Origin of the sequence: Nocardia sp. NBC_00565, assembly GCF_036345915.1 — a bacterium.
Taxonomy (GTDB): Bacteria; Actinomycetota; Actinomycetes; order Mycobacteriales; family Mycobacteriaceae; genus Nocardia.
In genome coordinates this window covers 530,535-552,318 of sequence record NZ_CP107785.1, presented here as the reverse complement: position 1 = coordinate 552,318, position 21,784 = coordinate 530,535, and the positions used below count along the sequence as shown (strand labels likewise).

Annotated in this window: 16 protein-coding genes; 6 read left to right on the top strand and 10 right to left on the bottom strand. The window is 63.8% G+C overall.

All coding sequences use genetic code 11. The features are described from left to right. Positions 1 to 10 precede the first annotated feature (10 nt). Positions 11 to 1,267, bottom strand: a complete 1,257-nt coding sequence (locus OG874_RS02890; RefSeq protein ID WP_442943489.1) for a cytochrome P450 — start codon at positions 1,265 to 1,267, stop codon at positions 11 to 13. Between the two features lie 522 nt (positions 1,268 to 1,789). Between OG874_RS02890 and OG874_RS02885 the strand changes: the two genes are divergently transcribed. Further along, positions 1,790 to 2,203, top strand: a complete 414-nt coding sequence (locus OG874_RS02885; protein WP_330253572.1) for a hypothetical protein — start codon at positions 1,790 to 1,792, stop codon at positions 2,201 to 2,203. A gap of 79 nt (positions 2,204 to 2,282) precedes the next feature. On the opposite strand, the gene ileS is transcribed toward OG874_RS02885, so the two are convergent. Continuing rightward, on the bottom strand, positions 2,283 to 5,432 hold the full coding sequence (ileS, locus tag OG874_RS02880; RefSeq protein ID WP_330253571.1) for an isoleucine--tRNA ligase: 3,150 nt from the start codon (positions 5,430 to 5,432) through the stop codon (positions 2,283 to 2,285). Between the two features lie 368 nt (positions 5,433 to 5,800). Here ileS and OG874_RS02875 point away from each other — a divergent pair, with 368 nt between their 5' ends. After that, the gene (locus tag OG874_RS02875) at positions 5,801 to 7,003 is read left to right on the top strand and encodes a hypothetical protein (RefSeq protein ID WP_330253570.1); all 1,203 of its coding nucleotides are present in this window, start codon (positions 5,801 to 5,803) and stop codon (positions 7,001 to 7,003) included. Positions 7,004 to 7,036: 33 nt separating this feature from the next. On the opposite strand, the gene OG874_RS02870 is transcribed toward OG874_RS02875, so the two are convergent. The 4 genes from OG874_RS02870 to OG874_RS02855 all read right to left on the bottom strand — a co-directional run bounded on the left by OG874_RS02870 (position 7,037) and on the right by OG874_RS02855 (position 12,948). Beyond that, entirely contained in the window at positions 7,037 to 9,931 is a 2,895-nt protein-coding gene (locus OG874_RS02870) for a UPF0182 family protein (protein WP_330253569.1), read from the bottom strand. Positions 9,932 to 10,031: 100 nt separating this feature from the next. Beyond that, a complete protein-coding gene (locus tag OG874_RS02865) occupies positions 10,032 to 11,045 on the bottom strand; it encodes a hypothetical protein (RefSeq protein WP_330253568.1) in 1,014 nt (337 codons plus the stop codon). A gap of 11 nt (positions 11,046 to 11,056) precedes the next feature. Continuing rightward, a complete protein-coding gene (locus tag OG874_RS02860) occupies positions 11,057 to 12,391 on the bottom strand; it encodes a Dyp-type peroxidase (protein WP_442943266.1) in 1,335 nt (444 codons plus the stop codon). Beyond that, the gene (locus tag OG874_RS02855; protein WP_330253567.1) at positions 12,388 to 12,948 is read right to left on the bottom strand and encodes a hypothetical protein; all 561 of its coding nucleotides are present in this window, start codon (positions 12,946 to 12,948) and stop codon (positions 12,388 to 12,390) included. Before OG874_RS02855 ends, OG874_RS02860 begins: the two co-directional genes overlap by 4 nt. A 289-nt stretch (positions 12,949 to 13,237) precedes the next feature. On the opposite strand from OG874_RS02855, the gene OG874_RS02850 reads away from it, so the two are divergent. Continuing rightward, positions 13,238 to 15,199: a flavin-containing monooxygenase gene (locus OG874_RS02850; RefSeq protein ID WP_330253566.1), complete on the top strand. Its 1,962-nt coding sequence runs from the start codon at positions 13,238 to 13,240 to the stop codon at positions 15,197 to 15,199. A 452-nt stretch (positions 15,200 to 15,651) separates the two neighbouring features. On the opposite strand, the gene OG874_RS02845 is transcribed toward OG874_RS02850, so the two are convergent. Next, complete coding sequence (locus OG874_RS02845) at positions 15,652 to 16,167, bottom strand: flavin reductase family protein (RefSeq protein ID WP_330253565.1); 516 nt, start codon at positions 16,165 to 16,167, stop codon at positions 15,652 to 15,654. A 213-nt stretch (positions 16,168 to 16,380) separates the two neighbouring features. Here OG874_RS02845 and OG874_RS02840 point away from each other — a divergent pair, with 213 nt between their 5' ends. Genes OG874_RS02840 through OG874_RS02830 form a run of 3 tightly spaced genes read left to right on the top strand, consistent with a single transcriptional unit; the run spans position 16,381 to position 18,633 of the window. Further along, entirely contained in the window at positions 16,381 to 16,980 is a 600-nt protein-coding gene (locus OG874_RS02840) for a nuclear transport factor 2 family protein (RefSeq protein WP_330253564.1), read from the top strand. Next, positions 16,977 to 17,843, top strand: a complete 867-nt coding sequence (locus OG874_RS02835) for an enoyl-CoA hydratase-related protein (protein WP_330253563.1) — start codon at positions 16,977 to 16,979, stop codon at positions 17,841 to 17,843. The genes OG874_RS02840 and OG874_RS02835 overlap by 4 nt, the downstream gene beginning before the upstream one ends. Before the next feature lie 13 nt (positions 17,844 to 17,856). After that, the gene (locus OG874_RS02830) at positions 17,857 to 18,633 is read left to right on the top strand and encodes an enoyl-CoA hydratase-related protein (protein ID WP_330253562.1); all 777 of its coding nucleotides are present in this window, start codon (positions 17,857 to 17,859) and stop codon (positions 18,631 to 18,633) included. A gap of 28 nt (positions 18,634 to 18,661) precedes the next feature. On the opposite strand, the gene OG874_RS02825 is transcribed toward OG874_RS02830, so the two are convergent. The 3 genes from OG874_RS02825 to OG874_RS02815 all read right to left on the bottom strand — a co-directional run bounded on the left by OG874_RS02825 (position 18,662) and on the right by OG874_RS02815 (position 21,783). Continuing rightward, positions 18,662 to 19,342, bottom strand: coding sequence for a TetR/AcrR family transcriptional regulator (locus tag OG874_RS02825; RefSeq protein WP_330253561.1), 681 nt, complete (start codon positions 19,340 to 19,342; stop codon positions 18,662 to 18,664). A gap of 96 nt (positions 19,343 to 19,438) precedes the next feature. Continuing rightward, a complete protein-coding gene (locus tag OG874_RS02820) occupies positions 19,439 to 20,122 on the bottom strand; it encodes a carboxymuconolactone decarboxylase family protein (RefSeq protein WP_330253560.1) in 684 nt (227 codons plus the stop codon). Continuing rightward, complete coding sequence (locus OG874_RS02815) at positions 20,119 to 21,783, bottom strand: class I adenylate-forming enzyme family protein (RefSeq protein ID WP_330253559.1); 1,665 nt, start codon at positions 21,781 to 21,783, stop codon at positions 20,119 to 20,121. The genes OG874_RS02820 and OG874_RS02815 overlap by 4 nt, the downstream gene beginning before the upstream one ends. Between the last annotated feature and the right edge of the window lies 1 nt (position 21,784).

Here is a 21,784-nt window from a genome sequence, read left to right as displayed (position 1 = left end):
CGTTCTCTCCTTAGAACACGGGCAACGGAGGGGACTTGGGGAAGACGACCGGCAGTGCCGACAAGGCCCGGTGGAACGGGCCGGGCCGCCAGGTCAATTGCTCCGCGGGCACGGCAAGTTCCATCTCGGGGAGTGCGTCGAGCAGCTGATCGATGGCGTCCTGCACGACGAGGTAGGCCACCGACTTGGCGGGGCAGGCGTGCGGTCCGGCGCTCCATGCCAGATGCGAGCGGTTACCGGTGCGGTCGCCGCCGCGGATCGCCGGGTCGTTGTTGCAGCCGGCGAGGCTGACCACGACCGGCTGATGGGCGGGCAACCAGGTGTTATCGATCAGGATCGGCTGGCGTGGGTAGGAGATGCCGAAATTCGCCATCGGCGGGTCGTTGAACAACACCTCGTCGAGCGCGTCGCGGGTGGACAGACTGCCGCCGAGGACATCGCCACCGAAGCGGTCATCGGTGAGCATCAGCAGCAGGGTGTTGATGATCAGGTTCTGCTGCGGTTCGATGCCCGCGCCGTAGAAGCTGATCAGCTGGCTGAGCATCTCGGTGTCGTCGAGGTTGGCCGGGTGATGTGCCATGCGGGAGGTGACGTCGTCGCCGGGGTCCGCGCGGCGCAGCTGCACCAGTTCCATCAGCGCTTCGCTGAGCATCGCCATGCCCGCCGCGGCCTCGATCGTATCGAAGAGCATCGCCATGCCGGTCGCGACCCGCTGCCCCAATTCCGCTGAGCAGCCGACCATCTGGTTGAGCACCTCGAATACGACCGGCAGCGCGTATTGCGTGATCAGGTCGGCCGAGCCGGTCTCGCAGAAGCTGTTGATCACCGGAATCGCGATCTTCTCGACCGTCGAATGCAGTGCGTGCAGATCGATTCCGTCGATACTCGCCGTGTAGGCCTGCCGGTAACGGGCATGCGCCGCACCGGCGTTGCGTAGCGCGTTCGGATACCACATCATCATCGGCTTGACGGGCGCGTCATCGGGAATCGTCTGTTCCCAGGTCCGCGGATCGGCCGGAAAGTGGTCCGGGTCGTTGAGGATTCGCAGCGCGGTCTGGTACCCGACCACCAGCGTGGCGGGCACCCCGGGCGCCAACTCCATCGGCACCAGGGAACCGTACTGACTGCGCGCATTGCGGTATGCGCGATGCGGATCCGCGGCGAACTCGGGAGTGTGCAACGACAGTCGGGGCTCACCGGGATTGGTGGGTGAACCGTGCTGTACGGGGCAGACTCCGGCGCGGGTGCCGGACTGTGGCGTGGTCAAAGACGTGACTCCAGACGATGAACAGGTAAGGGGCCAGGATCCATGAGAGCGCCACGGCAACAAGGCCTTCTGCCACTGCGCTTCGTTCAGCCTTCCTCGCGTCGCCGACCATTGGGAGACCCCGGCCATGAGGTCCTCGTCGAGGACCGGAACCCTGGCGGGCAATCGCAGGCGCACCAGGTCACCCCACAGTTCCTGCAGGCCGGGTAGTTTCACCCGCCGGCAGAGCAAGCCCAACCAGTCGTCCGGCACTCGACGACCAGCCCACGTTAGCAGCATCGCATCGAAGTCTCTCTCAATGCACCAACAACTTTCGGGTCGATTGCGAGTTGTCGGTGAGTTTGCCGCAGCTTGCGAAGATGGCAAGTCGACGAGCTGTTCCGCCGTATCAGCGCTGACATAACCGGCGAAATAGCCTGCAGTAGCTATTATATAGTTATCTTCTTGATGACTCGGCGGATTGTGCTGCGCTGTCGGGCATGGTCCCGCACATGAAACCCGGTGAACTGTGAAACTGTATGGGTGACGATCATTCGACCAGCGGTGCAGAGCGACGTGGCGGCGTTGTCCGAACTCGCCCGCGCGGCCTATGTGGGCTATGTCGAACGCATGGGTCGGGAACCGGCGCCGATGCAAGCGGATTACGCCGCGCTGGTCGAGACACGCACGGTATGGGTGGCCGAACAGGCGAACCTTGTTGTGGGTTTGCTCGTACTCGAGGTGCGGTCGGGTCATCTGTTGCTGGACAACATCGCGGTATCACCCAATGCCCGGTCGGTCCGCGCTATCTCCGGCGGTCGGCGGACACCGAGCAGCGCAACCGCGCTGACCACGAAGGTGACGGCATCCACTCATGAGCGTTTCACTGCACGTCAGCGGGGCTCGCGGTCGCGGCGCGCACATCAAATTTGTTGCAGTGGTGGGGATTCGGCATGAGACGGGTCTGCCCGCCAGCCGTCCGCGCGTCGGCGTGGCCCGGTTGTGCGCCGGGCCACTCACCGAACGTTGTGCGGAATCAGGGTTTGACGGTTCGCACGGTGATCTCGATGCCGTCGCCTACTGTTCCGACGAACCCGCCTTCGATGGAATCCGCGAAGTCCAGTGCTGTCGCCAGTGTTTCGTGGGCGATGATGGCCGCGTGTTGTTTCGCGGCGGCCAGTACGTCGTCGGTGGCCGCGATGGTGAGTGCGATGCGGTCGGATACGTCCAGTCCGGAATCGCGGCGGGCATTTTGGACCACTCGTACGATGTCGCGGGCGATGCCTTCGGCGGCGAGTTCAGGGGTGATCTCGATATCGAGCGCGATCGTGACTCCGCGCTGCGATTCGACGACCCATCCGCTTCGGGGCAGTTCCGAAACGATCACATCGTCGGGGCCGAGGGCGATTTCCGTGCCCTCGAAGTCGATTACCGCGGAACCGTTTTCGCGTAGCTGGTCGACGAGTTTCTGGGCGTCCGCGCGGTGCACAGCGTCGGCGGCGGCCTGCGTCTGTTTGCCGAACCGTTTGCCGAGCGCACGGAAGTTCGCCTTCACGCTGATGTCGAGAACCGTTGTCGCCGTTCGCAATCGCTCGAGGCTCTTGACGTTGAGTTCGTCGGCTACTTCGCCCAACAGGTCGCGCGGGAGGTCGACACCGGGCGCCAACCCGACGAACGCCCGCGCCAGCGGCTGGCGCACACGCACCTTGCTGGCCTTGCGCGCGGCGCGCCCGGCTTCGGCCAGTGCCTGGGCGATGCGCACCTGCTCGGCGAGGGACCGGTCGATCACTGTGGGATCGACGACGGGCCATTCGGCAAGATGCACCGACTCCGGCGCCAGCGGGTCACCGGGCCGTACGACGTCCTGCCACACCTGTTCGGTGATGAACGGGACGAATGGAGCCAGCAGCCGAGTGCATACGTCCAGGCATTCGAACAATGTCGACAGCGCGTCCTGTTCGCCGGCCCAGAAGCGTTGACGTGACCGTCGCACGTACCAATTCGACAGCGCGTCAACGAATTCCGACAGCAACCGACCGGCGCCGGTCGTGTCGTATGACTCCAGCCTGGCGTCCACCTCACCCGCCAGCGTGTGCAGTTCACTCAGGATCCAGCGATCCAGAACCGGGCGCTCGGCGGGCGGGTTCACCGTCTCCGGGCGCCACTCGGAGTTGCTCGCATACAGTGCGAAGAACGCGGCGGTGTTCCAGTAGGTCATCAGCAGCCGTCGCGAGATTTCATCGAGTGGGCCAGGACCGACCCGACGGGCCGACCACGGCGAACCCGAGCACGCCATGAACCAGCGCAGCGCATCCGCGCCGTGTGCGTTCATCAGCGGGATCGGGGCCAGCACATTGCCGAGGTGCTTGCTCATCTTGCGGCCGTCGTCGGCCAGGATATGGCCGAGGCAGACGACGTTCTCGTAGGAGGACCGGTCGAACACCAGCGTGCCGACCGCCATCATGGTGTAGAACCAGCCGCGGGTCTGGTCGATGGCTTCGCAGATGTACTGCGCCGGGTAGTCACGTTCGAACGCTTCGACGCTGTTTTCGACATGTGGATATCCCAGCGCGGCGAACGGCATCGAGCCCGAGTCGTACCAGGCGTCGATGACCTCCGGTACCCGGGTGGCGGTGGTGTCGCACTCCGGGCACGGGAAGCCGATGGCGTCGATATAGGGCCGGTGCGGATCGATCGCCGATACGTCAGTGCCGGACAGGCGACCGAGTTCGGTCCGTGATCCGATGGCGGTGACGTGCCCATTGGTGCAGCGCCACAACGGAAGTGGCGTCCCCCAGTAGCGACTGCGGGAAACGGCCCAGTCGATATTGTTGTCGAGCCAGTTGCCGAACCGGCCGTTCTTGATCGTTTCGGGGAACCAATTCGTCCGCTGGTTCTCGCGGTGCAACTGCTCACGTACGGCCGTGGTGCGGATGTACCACGACGGCTGGGCGTAGTACATCAACCGCGTATGGCAACGCCAGCAATGCGGGTAGCTGTGTTCGAAATCCGTGCGGCGCAACAGGAGTCCACGCTGCTCGAGTTCCTGGATCAGCACCGGGTCGGCGTCTTTGAAGAACATCCCGCCGATCAACTGGAGGTCATCGAAGAAGCGTCCGTTGGATTCGATCGGATTGACCAGCGGCAGCCCGTTGGCCTGACATACGACGAGGTCGTCGGCGCCGAAGGCCGGAGCCTGGTGGACCAGGCCGGTGCCGTCGGAGGTGGTGACGTAGTCGGCCAACACGATCAGGTGTGCGTTCGGGATGTCGACGAGGTCGAATGCCGGGCGGTAGTTCAGGCCTGCGAGCTCTGCACCGGCGATCTCGGCGAGTCGCTCGGTGTCCTCGCCCAGGACGGCGGTCAGGAGCGGCTCGGCGACGAGGAACGTCCCGGCCTCGGTTCGCGCGACAACGTAGGTGACATGCGGGTTGGCGGCGACGGCGGTGTTCGCCGGCAGGGTCCACGGTGTCGTCGTCCAGATCAGCAGGTCGACGCCGTCGATCCCGGCGACCGGCTCGAGTAGCGGCAGGCGCACGTATACCGACGGGTCGGTGACGGTCTCGTAGCCCTGCGCGAGCTCATGATCGGACAGCGTCGTACCGCAGCGCGGGCAGTACGGGGCGACGCGGAAATCCTCCGTGAGCAGACCGCGATCGAAGATCTGCTTCAGCGACCACCACACACTATCGATGTACTCCGGCGACATCGTCGTGTACGGGTCGGCCAGGTCGATCCAGTACCCCATTCGTTCGGTCAACTGCTCGAACTCGCCCACGTGCCGCATCACCGATTCGCGGCAACGAGCGTTGAACTCGGCGATACCGAATTTCTCGATCTCCGGTTTGCCGTTGAGCCCCAGTTCCTTCTCCACCGCCAGTTCGACCGGAAGCCCATGGCAGTCCCAGCCCGCTCGGCGCGGCACCGAATACCCCTTCATGGTCTTGAACCGCGGGAACACATCCTTGAACACCCGGGCCTCGACGTGATGAACCCCCGGCGAGCCGTTCGCGGTAGGCGGGCCTTCGTAGAACCCCCAGCGCGGCCCGTCAGCGGTCCGCTCGAGACTGCGCGCGAAGATCTTCCGCTCCTGCCACCAGTCGATAATCTTCGATTCGGCCTCGGGCAGGTCGATTCGCGTCGGCAGGACGCTGAAGGGTGACGCAGGCCGATCGTCGTGGACCATATTCCGAGGCTCCCGAATTCCGTTCTCGCACAGGCAATGTGATGTAACCCGTGCGGGGACGAACACCCGGACTCATCGAGTCCGGAAGCCCGCGGTACCACCCCGCTTGCACACGATCCCGTGTGCCGCTCATTCGGTCGCTATGACGTGCGACAAACGTCCGGTTCTACTGGGAACCGCTCCAAGGGCGGTTCTGTTCTTCCGGAGGCTTCCCGGTGATAGCCGGATCAGCGCCGTTGCCCACAGGCTAGCAGCACAGAGGTTTCTCGCCGTAGCAGCGGCGCAGGTGATCGACCGACTCGGCCGCAAGCCCGAGATGACCCCGGCGCTGGTCGACAGAGCAGCCCAGCACATGTATGACTCCAAGTGTGATCTCCGTTCGGACCGTCTCGAGAGCGATGTATGTCGCCGCCGTGGCTCTGCTCACGCTGCTGATCCTCGTGCCGCAGGTTCGGCTGTATCGGGATGAGCAGCCGCGTACCGATGTCATCGCCCAATTGCGGTTTCTCCGTGCGGAATTGGGCTCGGGGCTGGGGGAGCAGATGCAGGGCATGTTCCCCGAGGGGTACTTCTTTTCACACGCCTTGTACGGGTTGGCGTGGGCCGATGTCGCGCGCGGCGACACGATGTATCGGGACGAGGCGCTTCGGGAGGCGCGCTGGGCGCTGGAGCGTTTGGGATCCCCTTCGGGGCGAGCGGTTTTCGATGCGCGACTGCGCCCGGCGTACGGGGTCTTCTACGCCGGATGGTCCAGCCGGTTGCGCGGGGCCGTGATCGAACTCGCCGGTGCCGGCGCACCGGAGACGGCACAATTCACCGCGGATTGCGAGGCACTCGCGGCGGCGTTCGGTACGGACGGGCCGTTCCTTGCGGCGTATCCGGGCCAGGCCTGGCCGGTCGACAATGTGGTGGCTGTGGCCGCGCTGAGGTTGCACGATCGTATTGTCGGATCGCGTTTCGAGTCGGTGATCGCCGAATGGCTGACGTCGGCGCGCGCGCACCTGGACCCAGCGACCGGTCTGCTGCCGCACCAAGCGACACCTGTGCTGGAGGGTGCGCGCGGCTCGTCACAATCGGTGATCCAGCGGTTCCTGCCCGAGATAGATGCCGCGTGGGCGGGAGAGCAGTACAGCGCATTCCGCCGATTATTCGTCGATACCCCGCTCGGCCTGCCGGGAGTGCGGGAGTATCCGCACGGCCGGAACGGCACGGGCGATGTGGATTCCGGACCACTCATTCTCGGTGTCAGCGCCTCGGCCACGGTGGTCGCCATCGGCGCGGCCCGAGCGCACGGCGATCGATCTCTCGCCGGTCCACTCACCGGCCTCGGCGAAAGCCTCGGCGTACCAGTCACTCTCGGCAACTCCAAACGCTACGCCTTCGGCGCCCTCCCCATCGGCGATGCCTTCCTGGCCTGGTCCTTCGCCGTACCGCCCACCACCACCGCAGCATCGTTCCCACCGGTGGTCCAATGGTGGTGGCGGATACCCTGGCACGCGCTCGCGCTGACGATCCTCACCCTGCTCTGGTTCCCGATAATCCGCGAACTCGTTCGGCGAGTGCATTTGTAGAATGCCTGCGGCGTTAAGCCGAGGACCCGGACCTCATCGACGGGGACGTTCGAGGTCGTTCAACTGCTGTTGGAGACGGTCGAGCGCCGCGCGGATGGCCTCGATCTGCGCGTTGAGTTCGGCGATCTTCGCCTGATCCACAGCCTGCGGGGATTCCCCTGGTGGAGGCGCCGGCGGTGGTGACGCGGGCTGCTGGCCCGGTGGCGGCGGGGCCGCGGGGCCGCCGCCGGGTGCGGTTGCGAGCCGACCGGTATTCGCGCCGAACACTTGGTCGAGCGCCTCGGCGAGGGTTGGGGCGTAGCCGACGCGAACGCCGCCGGTGCCGGGGTCGCGGTAGCTGACGAGGACCCGTGCTAGTTGTGGGAACGTCGATCCGCTCGGTGTTGTCGAGATCCGCTCGGTGAACAGTGGTTCAACGTAGAGCACACCGCCGTCGGCGATCGGGAGGGTGAGCAAGTTGCCGTACTGGATCCGGTTCGAACGCTCGAGCAGGGTTCGCTCGGACGCCACTCTGGTGTCGGAGATCATCGAGTTCTGGATCTGCTGCGGTCCCTGGGTGAGCGTGTCGGTGGGTAGCTGGAAGATGCTGATCTTGCCGTAGTTCTCAGGGTCGGAGTAGGCGGAGACGTAGGCGGAGAGGAATTCCCTGTTGAAACCGACCATCGCGCTGGCCAGACGGAACGACGGCTGGGCGTTGTCCGGATCACCGAGCAGGACGTAGAACGGGGGCTGGTGCGGGTTGGTGTCAACGGTCGGGTCGCTGGGCACCGACCAGAAAGCGTTGGTGGTGAAGAACTCTCGTGGTTCATCCACGTGGTATTTGGCGAGCATCTCGCGTTGGATCGTGAACAGGTCCTCCGGGTACCGGAAGTGGGCTCGCAACTCGGCGGTGATCGACTCCTCGGGTTCGACCGTGCCGGGGAAGACGTTCATCCATGCCGTCAGGACCGGGTCGTGCTGGTCGACTTGGTAGAGGGTGACCGTACCGTCGTACGCGTCGACGGTGGCCTTGATCGAGTTCCGCATGTAGGAGATCTCTCGAGGATTCCGGATGCGGGTGTCGCTGCCCGCTTCGAGCGAGCTGCGTTTGGCGTAGGGGTAGCCGTCGATTGTGGTGTATGCGTCGACGATCCAGACGATCCGGCCGTCCACAACTGCCGGGTAGGGGTTATTGTCGGTCGTCAACCACGGCGCGACGAGCTCGATGCGATGGCGCGGATCCCGGTTGAAGATAATCTTCGATTCGGGACCGATCGCCTTGGAGAAGATGATGTTGCGTTCGGTGTAGCTTGTGGCGAAGGCCAGGCGGTTGAGCCAGTTCCCGATCGGGACGCCTCCCACTCCGGCATAGGTGTATTTGGTGGTGTCGGTGTCGTACTCGCGGGGTTCGATGCCTCCGCCGACGATGGCATAGTCAGGGCTCGCCTGGGCGATCACCTCGCCGTAGTAGATGCGGGGCTGATCCACCGGGATCACTTGGTGCCCGGATGCCAGGGACGCGATGTCACTGACCGCGTAGATGGGGTATCCGCTGTTGCTGCTGGCGGCGGCGTCGTCGGCAGCGTCGCGGACCGCGGCGTTTACCCGGTTGGAAGGTGCGGCGACGAACCCGTTTCCATGGGTGTAGACGGTGTGCCGATTGACCCAGTGGGTCTGATTGCCGCTCAACGCATTCGGGGTCAGCTCGCGGACCGCCACCACGTAATCACGCCGTTGCCCGTCGATGCGGTAACGATCCAGGTCCAGATTCGTCGGGAAGCTGTAGAAGTTCTTCAGTTGTTGCTGCTGGGTGAAGGTTCGCGAGAGCACACTCGGGTCGAGCAGGCGGGCGTTGGCGATCGTGGTCACGTCCGCCGGGACGTCGGGCGGCGACTTGGTGCCGACGCCAGGATAGGCTCGGTAATCGACCCTGTCGCTGCCGATGCCGTACGCCTGTCGGGTAGCTGCGATATTGCGTTCGATGTAGACGCGTTCCATGTCGGCGGCGTTCGGGCGAACCGAGAGTTGCTCGACAGCCAGCGGCCAGGCGCCTCCTACCAGGATCGACGACAACAGCAGCAGCGCGGTCGCCATCGCCGGGATTCGGAGGTCCCGAACCACGACAGCGGCGAAGACCGCGGCAGCGCAGATGACGGCGATCGCGAAGAGAATGAGGCGGGCGGGCAGGACTGCGTTGATATCGGTGTAGCCGGCACCCGCGAAAGTCGGTTCCTTGCTGCTGCTCGACAGCAGCGAATATCGGTCGAGCCAGTAGGCGGCTGCCTTCACGACGATGAACGTGCCGGCGAGCACCGCCAGCTGAACGCGGGCGGCGCGAATCAGGCCTCTCGTGTTTCCGGACAGCCGCAGACCCCCGAACAGGTAGTGCGTCGAGAGGCTGGCCAGGAAAGCGAGAACGGTGGCGGCGAACAGCCAGTTCACAACGAGTCGATAGAAGGGTAGATCGAAGACGAAGAACCCGACGTCGTGTCCGAACACAGGATCCGACACACCGAAGGACCCGCCGTGGATGAACAGTTGAACTGTCACCCAGCTCGACTGCCCGACAAGACCGCAGATGAGCCCCAGCGAGGCGGCGATGCCCAGCCCGAACCGCAACGGCCACCGGAGCACTATGGCGCGATACGGCCGAAGTACATCCTCCCCGGAGCCGGAGAAGAAGGGGCGGAACCGGAACGCGAGCCACATCGCCGCGAAAACGATGCCGCCGACGAACAGTGTGACCGCGACGAACAGCGACAGCCGCGTGATCAGCACAGTGAGCCAGACACCGCGGAATCCGACTTCACCGAACCACAGCCAGTTGATATAGGCACTGGTCAGGCGGGGAATAACCAGCAACGACACGACGGACACCGCGAGGATGATCAGCAGTACCCGCGTGCTGCGATGTAACCGCCGCAGGCTGGGGCCGTCGCGTGCGCTCATCTCCCACACTCCCGTGGCCGTCCCAAAGCCAACGCAACAGCACAAGACCATCCAAGCCTCGCCAGTTGGGACCGGCGGCTCAGCGCAACCTGGCTTGCGGTCATTTCATGGTCGCGAGGTTGTGCCACAGGTTTTCGAGGCTGTCGGTGCCGCCGAACAGTGTGGTGAAGTTGGTGGAGTCGATCAGCACGATGTCGCCGGCACGTTGCCCGTTGGGTGGCATCCAGATAAGCGCGTTGAATTCCGTATTACCGGCCGCGGTGAAGGGATGGGGCCGGGTGGGGTCGACGCGCTGACGTCCCAGGACCCGCAGGGACTCGCTTTCCGGTGCGGTGAGTTCGTAGTGCGGCAGATGGGGGTGGAAATTGAAGGTGGTGACGTTATCCAGCAGTTGAGGTGTGTCCAGATCGCGGAACCCGGTCAGGGGAGCGATCTTGTCGGTGCCGTCGACAACCGCGGGGCGTAGGCCCCACTTATTGTGGACCGGCACGTCGAGCGCTTTCATCAGTGAGCGCGTGTATTGGCCGAATCTCTGCTGGCGAGGCACCAAGGGGTCGCCGTGATGCTCGTATTCAGTTTGTCGCTGCGTGTAGTCGTCGGTGAAGCCGACGTCGTGGTGCGGCGCCAATAGCAAGCAGGTGCCTTCGCGTTGCAGCCAGTCCCGGATTGCGGCGCACTCTTCGGCTGCGGCTTCCTGCTCGGAGAGGACGTGATCGAGCCCGAACACCATCAGCGTGTCGGTGTCGGCCAGGATCCGCTCGTCGATCGGCAATTGGTAGCCGGCCTGGTCGATGCGCTGGAATACCGCCACGGGATGACCGGTCGCCGCACCGGCCAGCCGCTGAAACGCCAGAGTTGAGCGATGGAACAGCTCGAGTGTGCCGGCAATGCCTTGCAGGAAGTGCGCTGCGTCGTACTCGGAGGTCTCGTAGCCCGGCCACGTTACGTTGCGGACTTCGGTCATCGTGGAGAAACGGTTGTATATTTCGGCGGGATCGCGTTGGGCCTCCCACGGGTAGCTCCACGTCCAGTAGATGCTTATCCGCCGGCGCCCGTCGTGCGGGCGCGGGATGTGGTTCTGGTTGTAGGTGCGTGCCCCAGGTCGGGTGTTCATGATGTCACCTCTCAACTGTCGAGGGCGGCCAGGTATCGCAGGGCGCCGATACCGGGCAGGAAGAAGTACGCGCCGCCCCTGAGCGTGGTGAATGCGGGCAACCCCTCGACCACTGTGCGGATGGGCCGTTTGGGGATTGTGAACTCCAACGTGCCGTCCTGGGCGCCGCAGATGGGGTCGTGTTCATTGCCGAGTTCGTGGAATGTCTTGTCGTTGATCCAGACGTTTTGGGCGAACTCGAACTGGCGGACCAGGCTGGCGCAAATGATGAACGCGGCAATGCCGCGGTCCATCCCGTCGTCGGGGGCTCCCTCGGGTAACGCCGGCCCGTAGGTGGCTCCGCGGCGAATCATCCTGCGGCGATTCATATTCACTGCGGTGTCGCGTGGATTGAGTCGCCGCGCGTGCGAGCCGAGCGGCACTGCGTAGCCGTGCGGGTCCATCTCTTTGTAGTTGAAGTCATTGTTCCGCATGGGATCCGCACCCAGCTGTGGATCGTCCCGGTCGGGGGCCAACACCAAGGGGGCGCCGCTTCGCCAGCGGCCCATGAACTTCGCGGCGAGCAGCTCCTGCTCATCAGGGGTGTCGGCATGCTCACGCAGATGGTTCCGAAACGCACCGACGTGTTCTTGCAGCCGCCGGTAGGCCATGTAGCTGCCGTTGCGTGACAACACTTCTGGTTGCGGCAGCCCGTGAGCCGACCCCTCCTCGTCGGGGTAGCCCAGAATGAATTCACCCGGTTTCAGTGGTGCACCCGAGCCTGGCGTCGGTTCTTCGCCGGATCCCTCGATCACCGGTTGGGACAACCGGTCACGGAATCCGAAATGGTCATGGGCGTGGTCGAATGGCGGCGTCGCGTTCAAATCCAGGAACGACAACACCCGCACACCCGGGCAGCCGGCCACAAGCTTGTTGTGCTCGGCGGTGCACCTCTGGTGTTCGGTGTCGGTGCGGGCGAACAAGATCGCGATGGCATGCAGGTCGTCACCGGCCAGCCCGCCCACCCAGTTGTCCGGGTGATTGGCGCCCGTGTCGCCCAGGATGTCGGCGCGGGCGGGCATACCTTCACGGAACTCGTCGGGAAAAGTGGCGAGCGATTCCTCCGACACCCCGAGCGCCCGCAGCCCTCCCCAGGTGAAGGCCAGGGTGATCCAACGCTGGGAACTGTCCATCGAGGCGCGTGCGTCTGCCGCCGACTGGACCCGATCCAGCAAGGCGGCCAACCAGGCCCGGCCTCCGGTGGGGTCGTCGAAGGACAGGAACTCGTAGCGGCCCGTCATCGCCGGGGTGCGCGTCAGCAGGATGTGCTGGATATCGTCGAACTCGAGCGTCGACGGGGTGATCACTGCATCTGGTCGAGCATATCGGAGAACGCCGCCTCGAGCCGCAGCGCTTTCTTGATTTCGTCGGCGGTGACGTAGGGGTATTCACCGTATTCGAGGAAGCTCGGAAAGTGGTGCTCTCGGACGAATCGGGCGAACGCGCTCGGGTTTTCTTTCCAATCCTCGGGGAATCCTTCGAGGTTGGTGAAAACGGTGGTGATACCCGTCTGGGCGAAGAGCGCCACCGCATCCTCGGTGTATTTGTCGAAATCGGTGTCGAAGATGCCTTGGTATTGGAAATGTAATCCGGAGCCGACATCGAACAACACCCATCGCAGATAGTGCAGCCGCAGTGGCGCCAGCACATCCGGACTACTCGCGACCGCGTCCTCTATCTGCTTACCGTACGCGCGAATAGCGTCTTCTCGCCCCGGCTTCACCTTCGCGATGATCGAGAAACCATAGGAGGCAGGCGTCCGTGGATAGATCGGGCCGTATCGGCCCCGCTCCAGCTCAAAATAGCCTTCAGCCGGTATGGCCATAGCCGCCGGTTTGGTCCAGTCACGATCGGTCGTCGACATGGCTCCACCTTCCTCACCACCGTAGGAAACCGGACGCTGATCAGCGTACCGCTGCCAAGCGCATGGTGGCCGAGTTACCGCTGCCTACTTATTCGGAGCCCAGTTACCTCGAGGCCGGCCGCCTACTGTCGCAATCTACACCCACGTTGACAACAACGACTCGGACTGCCACGATTCGGGAGACGGCTATCAACGTCAGCGTTGATTCAAGATGCGATGCTCCGCCCCTCCGTGGCGACGTTCGATGCACGAGTTCGGTTCCGCAGATCGATCCGAGAGGTACAGACAAATGCAAGACGACAACAGCAGTCGAGTCGCCACAGACGGAGCCGGCGACGGTTACTTCAATCCGGACCAATTGACCGAGCAGGAAGTGCGGGCCGCGGTGGCCATCGCGAACGTGCCGGCATTGCTCATGGTCGTCTATCAGACGACCGGAGACCCGAAGTGGCTCGAAGAGCCCTACCGCCCGACCCGCGGGAAGGGTTTGGGTGACCATGATTCCGGGGGGTTGAATCCGAAACTGCAGAACGAGATACGCGAACACGCGGTGGATGCGATCCTGTCACTTCAAGCGGGTCACCCACCCGCCATCCCGTCCCCGTCGCCCGAAGACACGGTCCGCATGATGACCGTGTGCATAGGTGAAACCGTCGGCGACGAGTACGGTCCGATGCTGTCCCAGGAGCTCGCGCGTCGCGTGGCTCCCGACGCCCCCGAGATCGCGCTCGAGCCAGTGCAACCGCCGCCCGGTTTCAATGTTGTGCTGATCGGTACCGGAGTAGCGGGAATCGCGGCAGCCCAGCAGCTCGAGGACATGGGCGTGGACTACGTCATCCTCGAGAAGCAACCCGAGGCGGGAGGCAACTGGTTCCAGAACACCTACCCGGGTGCGGGCGTCGACACCCCCAGCCACCTCTACTCGTTCTCGTTCGCGAAGAACGACTGGAATACGCACTTCGAGATGCGGAACGACCTGCAGCTCTACTTCACACAAACGATGAAGGATCTCGGTGCGAACGAGCGGGTGCGCTACGACACCGAGGTTCTCAGCGCAGACTACGACGAAACCACCAAGCGGTGGAACGTCGCCGTACGCAATGGCGTGGGCGACGAAGAGGTCCTGAACGCGAGCGTGGTCCTCAGCGCCGTGGGAGTCCTCAATCGACCCAAGTTGCCCCATGTGCCGGGAATGGACACGTTCTCCGGCGTCCAGTTCCATTCCGCCGACTGGCCCGAGGGTCTGGATCTCGAGAACAAGCGCGTCGCCGTCGTAGGCACCGGAGCCAGCTCCATGCAGATCACACCGGCCATCGCGGATCGGGTCGAGCAACTGACTGTATTCCAGCGATCCCCACAATGGGTCGCGCCGTTCGAAAAGTTCCGAGCACCGATTCCATTGGAGCTGCGCCGGCTGATGCAGGCGTGCCCCGAATACCACAGTTGGTATTGGATTCGGCTGTTCTGGCAATTCGGCGACAAGGTCATCGAGTCACTTCGGGTCGACCCCGAGTGGGAGCATCCGGAGCGCGCGGTGAACGCGCGCAACGACGCGCATCGCGAGTACTTCACGCGCTACATCACCGCACAGCTCGGGGACCGTACTGACCTGTTGGACAAGGTACTTCCGGATTATCCACCGTTCGGCAAGCGCATCCTGCTGGACAACGGTTGGTTCGCGACCCTCCGCAAGGACCATGTGGAGCTGGTGAACGACGGAGTGGACCGGGTGACCCCCACCGGCCTTGTCAGTAGTACCGGGGCCGAGTTCGACGCCGATGTCATCATTTGGGCCACCGGCTTCGAAGCCGCGCGGTTCGTGTCGTCTCTCGATGTCCGTGGAATCGGCGGACTCTCGCTGCGACAGGCGTGGAACGACGACGATCCGAGGGCGTACCTCGGTGTGTCCGTTCCCGATTTTCCCAACTTCTTCATGCTCGGCGGCCCGAACTCGTTCCCCGGCAGCGGCAGCTTCATGTTCTTCATGGAGGTGCAGATGCGTTACATCCGTGGGCTTCTCACGGAGATGTTCAAAAACGACATCACCGCGATCGATGCCACCGCCGAAGCGAACGACCGCTACAACGAACTCGTCGACGCCACCCACGATAAGACGGTGTGGACCCACCGCGGAATGTCGACCTACTACCGCAACAGGCACGGACGAGTCGTGTTCGTGATGCCCTTCCTCAACGTCGAGTACTGGCAGATGACCGAGCGAGCAGATCTCGAGAACTACACCACTCGCTGAATAGCGCTCGGCGACACAACCAGAGCGGGCGGAACCTCTCGGTTCCGCCCGCTTTCTGTGCGGGTGGAGTCGCTTTCCACTGTGCGCGTCGGTTACCTCCCGCGTCGAGCGCTACCCGGTGTCGATTCGGCGCTGCCCGCCCGGCCGCGGTGGGTGTGCCTCGTGCTCTCGCACCGTGGCGGCGATCCATGACCTCGTCTGAGCCGGATCGATCACGTCGTCGATCTCGAACACCGACGCCGCGTTGCGGGCACATCCCTGGTCCTCGTGCTCGGCGATCTAGCGTCGCTCGGCGGCCTGCCGCTCCGCCATGTCATCGATCGCGGATCTAGTTCACGCTTGAACCCAACCGGACCGTAGCTTCACGACCCGTGGCACCGAGATCGCCTGTCGGCCAAGCCAATATCGCATCCGGTACACCGAAGCTGCCGCCTGTACGTCGGGCGAACGGGTCACCCGAGAGCGTCGGCTGGACCGAAGGCGCGGTAGCCGCCTTGGAAGAAGATCAGCGGATCTTCGATCGCGTCGAGCTCCAGGGCGTCGACACGGCCGATGGCGATGTAGTGATCGCCTGCTTCGTGCACGGCATCGATCTCGCAATCGATCCAGGCGAGAGCGTCGGTAATGCGCGGCAAGCCCGTCGCCGTGGGTGACCACGAAATTTCGGAGAACTTGTCGGGGCCCTTTCTCGACAGCGCTCTGCAGACGGCATGTTGCCGCGAGCTGAGGACGTTGACGCAGAACCTGCCGTTCGCACGCACGATCGGGAACGTCGTGGAGGAGCGGTCCGGCAGAAAGGCCACCAATGGTGGGTCGAGCGAGACCGACGTGAACGAGCCGACGGCCATACCGACCGGCTTGCCGTTGTCGTCGAGAGAGGTGATCGCTGTGACTCCCGTCGGAAAATGGCCCAGCACGTGCCGAAAACGGCTCCGTTCGATCGTTCGTGTCGGGTCGAGGATCGTCATCGAACACACCTTCCGAGAATGTATCTGCGGCCGCCGGTAGATGAACCACCGCGCCTGTGACCTACGTCGCTCCCTGCGTCAATAGTCACATCGCAAGAGTTCATTGTCAATGCACGTGTTGATTGAATCCACATGCACGTTGATTGCATTCATGCGTGCAGCCTGCGCCGAGAGGCATTCTCGCGTGGTTGACAAGGGCAGATCATCCGCTCCATGATCTACACGTACGTTGACGGAACCGTCGACGGCCTGCTGCTGACGCCTTCGCCGGCAACCGTCGCCACGGTCGAGACCGCCGACACCGAAGACCTAGGAGAAACGACCATGACAACTGCCCAGGACTCGACGACGCGCGAACTATCGGAGTTGTTGTCGATCAAAAAGATCGAACGCGTCCTCTTCGACTACGCGTATTACCTCGACATGAACCTTCCCGACGATCTCGCGGCATTGTTCACCGAGGACTGCTACGTCGCCTACGGCCCGAACTTCGGTGCCGAAGGGCGCAAGGCCTATCGCGAAACCCTCGATGGGATAGGAACTTTCTTCAGCGCGACCAGCCACCACGTGTCCAACGTCGTCGTCGACTTCACCGACGATCTGCGCTCGGCCAAGGTTCGATCGGTGCTGTACGCGTGGCACCGCTACACCAAGGAGGGTAAGGCCGACGGTCACTTCTTCGGCCAGTACCACGACGAGTTCGTCTTCGACGACGCCAGCGGTTGGCGCTTCACCCGACGCGAGCTCCGCGCATCGGGCGTTGTCGATTTTCATGTCAAGAAGCAGATTCCGATCGGCCGAGCGTCGGCATGACGTCCCCGACCGAGGTGGATTTCGCCGAACCTGCACAGGGCACTTTCGAGTACGAGAACCTCCAGGTCGAGCACAGGGGTCCGATCAGTTGGATCGTGCTCGACCGCCCTATGAAAGCGAACGCGCTCTCCGATGCACTCCTCGACGAGTTCAGCGATGCGCTGGCCGGGCTGGCGCATGAGGGTGGCCCCGTGATCGGCATCCGCGGCCGCGGGCGCGGCTTCTCCGCCGGTTACGACATCGACCAGGTAGGCAAGGTGGTGTCCGAACCCGATCCGGTTGCGGATCGAGAACGACTCGCGCGCAACGTGAATCGATTCCTGGCCATCTGGGACCACCCCAAACCTGTCATCGCCGCCGTACACGGATACTGCATTGCCGGTGCGACGCAGATGTGCGTGTTCGCCGATCTGACGTTCGTGGCCGACGACGCGAAGATCGGCGAGCCAGCCATGCCGCTGGGCGGGGGTTACATCGCTCCGATCTGGGCACCGTTGGTCGGACCCAAACGTGCAAAAGAGATGGCATTCGTGGCCGGCAACACCATCGACGGATCCACCGCGGTCGAGTGGGGGTGGGCGAATCATGCACTCCCCGAACGGGATTTGTTCACCGCCGTCGAGACCTTCGCGGCCAAGATCGCCCGCACGCCGTCGGATGTCCTGCGGATCAAGAAGCTCTCGATCAACCGCTCCATGGAAGCGATGGGCGTACGTACCGCCGCGCAGAGCGGAGCGGAGATGGACGCGTTGCTGCACCTGTCGCCGTCGGTGCAGCAGATACGAGCGTGGATCGCCGACGTCGGCCTCAAAGCCGCAGTGGCGCACTACAAGCGCCCTGTCGGTCCGGAAGAACTGCACTAGAGAAGGAAACTCGATGAGCTCAGGAATCGGATTCGCGATCGATGGACATATCGCGCGCGTCACCCTCGATCGGCCAAAGGCCCTCAACTCGATCAACTCCGAGATGGACCTCGCGCTGTTCGAGGCGTGGACCGAGATCAACAACAATCCCGATATCTGGGTCGCTGTGTTGTCCGCCGCCGGTGAGAAGGCCTTCTGCGCCGGTGCGGACGTCAGCGGTGGGGGCGACGGCGCCGGGCGCCGCATGGCCCTGGGCGGAGGCCTCACCGGCGTAGGCGGGCCCCTGTTGACACTGCGCAAACCGCTCATCGCGGCGGTGCAGGGGTATGCCATCGGCGGCGGCTTCGAACTGGCGATGTGCGCCGACATCATCGTTGCTGCCGACACCACCAAGTTCGGCATTCCCGAGACCAAGGTCGGGATCATCGGTGAGGCCGGCATCATGCACCGGGCGATTCGTCAACTCCCCCATCACATCGCGTTGGCAATGATTCTGACCGGTGAACGCATCGACGTGCATCAGGCGCAGCGCTACGGTCTGGTGAACGAGGTGGTTCCGTACGAAAAGCTCGCGGAGACTGCGACCGGGTGGGCCGAGCGAATCGCGTCCGCGTCACCCCTGGCCGTCCAAGCAGCCAAGGACGCCGTGCTCTCACGCGCGGGATGGCCGCTCGACGCCGCGCTGGCGACGCGGTACGAGCCGATCGAGGCGTACGAGTACAGCGCCGACCGTCTGGAAGGCCGTGCGGCTTTCGCGGAGAAGAGAACTGCCGTGTGGACGGGACGCTGATCGATCGAACCGACCGCCCCCGATAGTGTCACCGGGGGCGGTTGACTGCTCCGTCGAAAAAGATCGCACAGAAGGCGTCGATAGTCTGTCGAGCGTCGGTCTTGCGCATACCTGGTTTGAGCCACCGGTGCGTCCAGTTGATCATCCCGAACAGTGCTTTCGCCATCAGCGCCACCGACACGTCGGGGCGAAACGCACCCTCGTCCACGCCTTGCTGAAGGACGTCGGTGACGATCTTTTCGAACCGCTTCGTCTTGCGCGCCATGTCTCTGGCCCACGCCGTGTTGTCCAGGCTCAGCTTCGTCATGTCTTCCTGGATGTAGAGGTACACGTAGGGATAGTTGTTCTCGTACGACATCAACTGTTGCTCGACGAGGCCTCGGAGCTTGTCGGGTGCCGACATATCGGACGCAACGATCGCGGATGCAACCGCGATGTTCTCGTTCAGTACACCGATGAGAATGTCGTGGAACAGCGCTTGGAAAAGTTCCTTCTTGCTTGCGAAGTAGTAATAGATCGACGCGCGATCCGTCCCGAATCGCTCAGCGATGTCGTTGAGGGTCGCCGCCTCGAATCCTTTCTCCTTGAACACCTCGGCGGCAACGCCCATGAGCTCGGTTCGCTTCGCCTGATACCCGGGGCTGTTCTCGTTTTGAGCGCTGCTTCTACGCTTGCTCATGCCGCTGCCGGTCGTCGAGGAAGTAGCCACGACACGCGATCTTACCGACCTTAGTCGACCACATCAACGTTGACGTAAACTACTTGTGCGTTGACAGTGTGGTGGCCCAGCGGCGGCGCTGAGGGATCAGCGCACTCCTCGAGGCATCGGAGCCTTCTCGGCAATGCACAATGTGTCACGCACGACGAGGGCGCCGGCCCCGAGCTCCAACGCGTTGGCCAGGTGGAGTCTGAACCCGGGCAGGTACCGGTGACCGGGCGTCGCGTCGCACGCCAGCGACACGAGTTCTTTGGTCAGCGCCGGGACGGTCCTGCTCTTCCACGGGACCGAACAGAACTCGAAGAACGCCCCGAAGGCCTCGGGCGACATCCGCAGCAGCGCGTCGAGAAAGCCCGGGACTTCCACTTCCACTCTGGCCCAATAGGGATCGTCTCCGACGTAGCGGGCCCACAGCTCGCGATCGGCCGTTGCTGGAGCGGTGGAGTCTGCCGAGTCGAGCTCTGCGGCAATACGTGCCAGTTGTCTCGACGACTCGAACAATGTGTGCACACCGATTGCGGCCACCACGGTGAGCACCTCTTGGACCTGAGCCGAGGTAGCGCCGGCGGCCAGAGCCACCCTGATGTACTGCTCGCTGCCCTCGGTATCCATCGTGGTGACCACGGCTCTGACGGAAAGGCCGATGAGCGCGGCGGTGCGGTCGTCCATGCCGTCACCGTCGGCCACGCCTCGAAGGGCGTCCTCCGCGACCGCTCGGATCTCGGCCGAGGTGACGACGGTCGAGTCGCGGGCTGGAGGAACCTCGGTCATGAAGCGGGACTCATACTTTCGGACCTGTCGAGGAGGATCGCGTGCAACCCTCGTTTGTTGATCTTGGTGGCCGACATCGGCCATTCACCCGCCGCGACGAAGTAGATATCGCGCGGGATCTTGTAGCGACCGATCTTTCCCCGGCAGAACGACAACAGCTCGTCGGCGGTGAGGTGGTGCCCCGCTCTGATCTCGACGAATGCTATCGGCACTTCGTCGAGGCGTTCGTCGGGACGACCGATGACCGCGGAGTTGAGCACAGCAGGATGTTCGCACAGGAACGACTCGATCTCGATGGCGGCGACGTTTTCGCCCCCGACCTTGAGCATGTCCTTGAGGCGGCCGTGGAACACCAGGCATCCCGATTCGGTCCGGCTGTACAAATCGCCGGTATGCAGCCAACCTTCCCCGTCCAGTGCTTCCGCTGTCTTCGCAGCATCGTTGTAGTAGCCGTCGGTGACACAGAACCCGCGCACGAGAATCTCACCGGGGATGCCGACCGGTTGTTCCCGACGAGTGACGGGGTCGACGATGCGTACTTCGATACCGGGTGCCGGCTTACCCTGAGCGTTGGACCGGTCATCGAAGGACTCGGTCTCGTCACTGAGAGCGTAGATTCCGCCCGTCTCGGTCATGCCGCACGCCGCGACGAGTTCAGCTTGCGGGAAAAGAGTCTGCGCCTCCGCGATCAACACTCGCGGCCCGATAAGGAAGATGAAGCGTACCGAGTCCAGTGCGGTCGCATCGAAACTCGGGTGGCTGGTCAGCATCTGCATGGGGCCGGGAAACCACGGCCATATCGTCGTGGGCCTCTCTCGTACCATGAGCTCGATGGCACGACCCGGCTCGAAGTAGGTGTCGGTGAGGTAGGTGCCGCCTGCTCCCATGGCGCCGATGAGTGGCGCGAGGGCGGCGATGTGAAACATCGGCCCACCGCCCCAGCTGATGTGCGGCGTCTCGGTCACCAGCCGGTGTCGTGCACGGAACACCGGGCCGCGGGTGATTGCCTCGTGAGTGAGCATGCACCCCTTGGGATTCGCTGTGGTACCCGATGTGTAGAGAATGGCGGCCACATCTCGGACGCGGACCTGCATGCGCAGGCGGTCGACCGCGTCGACGTCGACGCGGTCGGCGGCGGCGGCGAATGCCGACCGGGAGACGAACCCTGCGCGGTCCTCTCCCTTCAGCAGGACAGCCGACCGCAGGCGAGGCGCCTCGGGGAGGGACAGTGGCCGACCGTGGGCCGACGCTTCCAGCGACGGCAGCGCCTCGTGCATTACGTCGACGAAGTCGATGTAGTCGTTGTCGCCCGTGACGGTCAGCAGGGCCGTCAGATCCGCGTTCTCGACGATGAAGCCGAGTTCGGCGGATTTGTGCCTCGCGTTGAGAGGCACCACGACGCACCCCGCCAGTGCGGCGCCGAAGAACCCCTCCAGGAACTCGATTCCGTTGTGGGCCAACAAGCCCACGTGGTCCCCGGCTTCGACGCCGAGACCGATGAGGCCTCGTGCCACCCGTATCGATCGCTCGTACACCTGCGCGTACGAATACCGGCTGTCCGGGAAGACGATGAGATCGCGGTCAGGATGGTCGGCGGCTCCGCGGCCGAGCAGGTCCGCGAGCGGCGAGACCTCGCTCCAGTGCGCGTTGTTCGACATCATT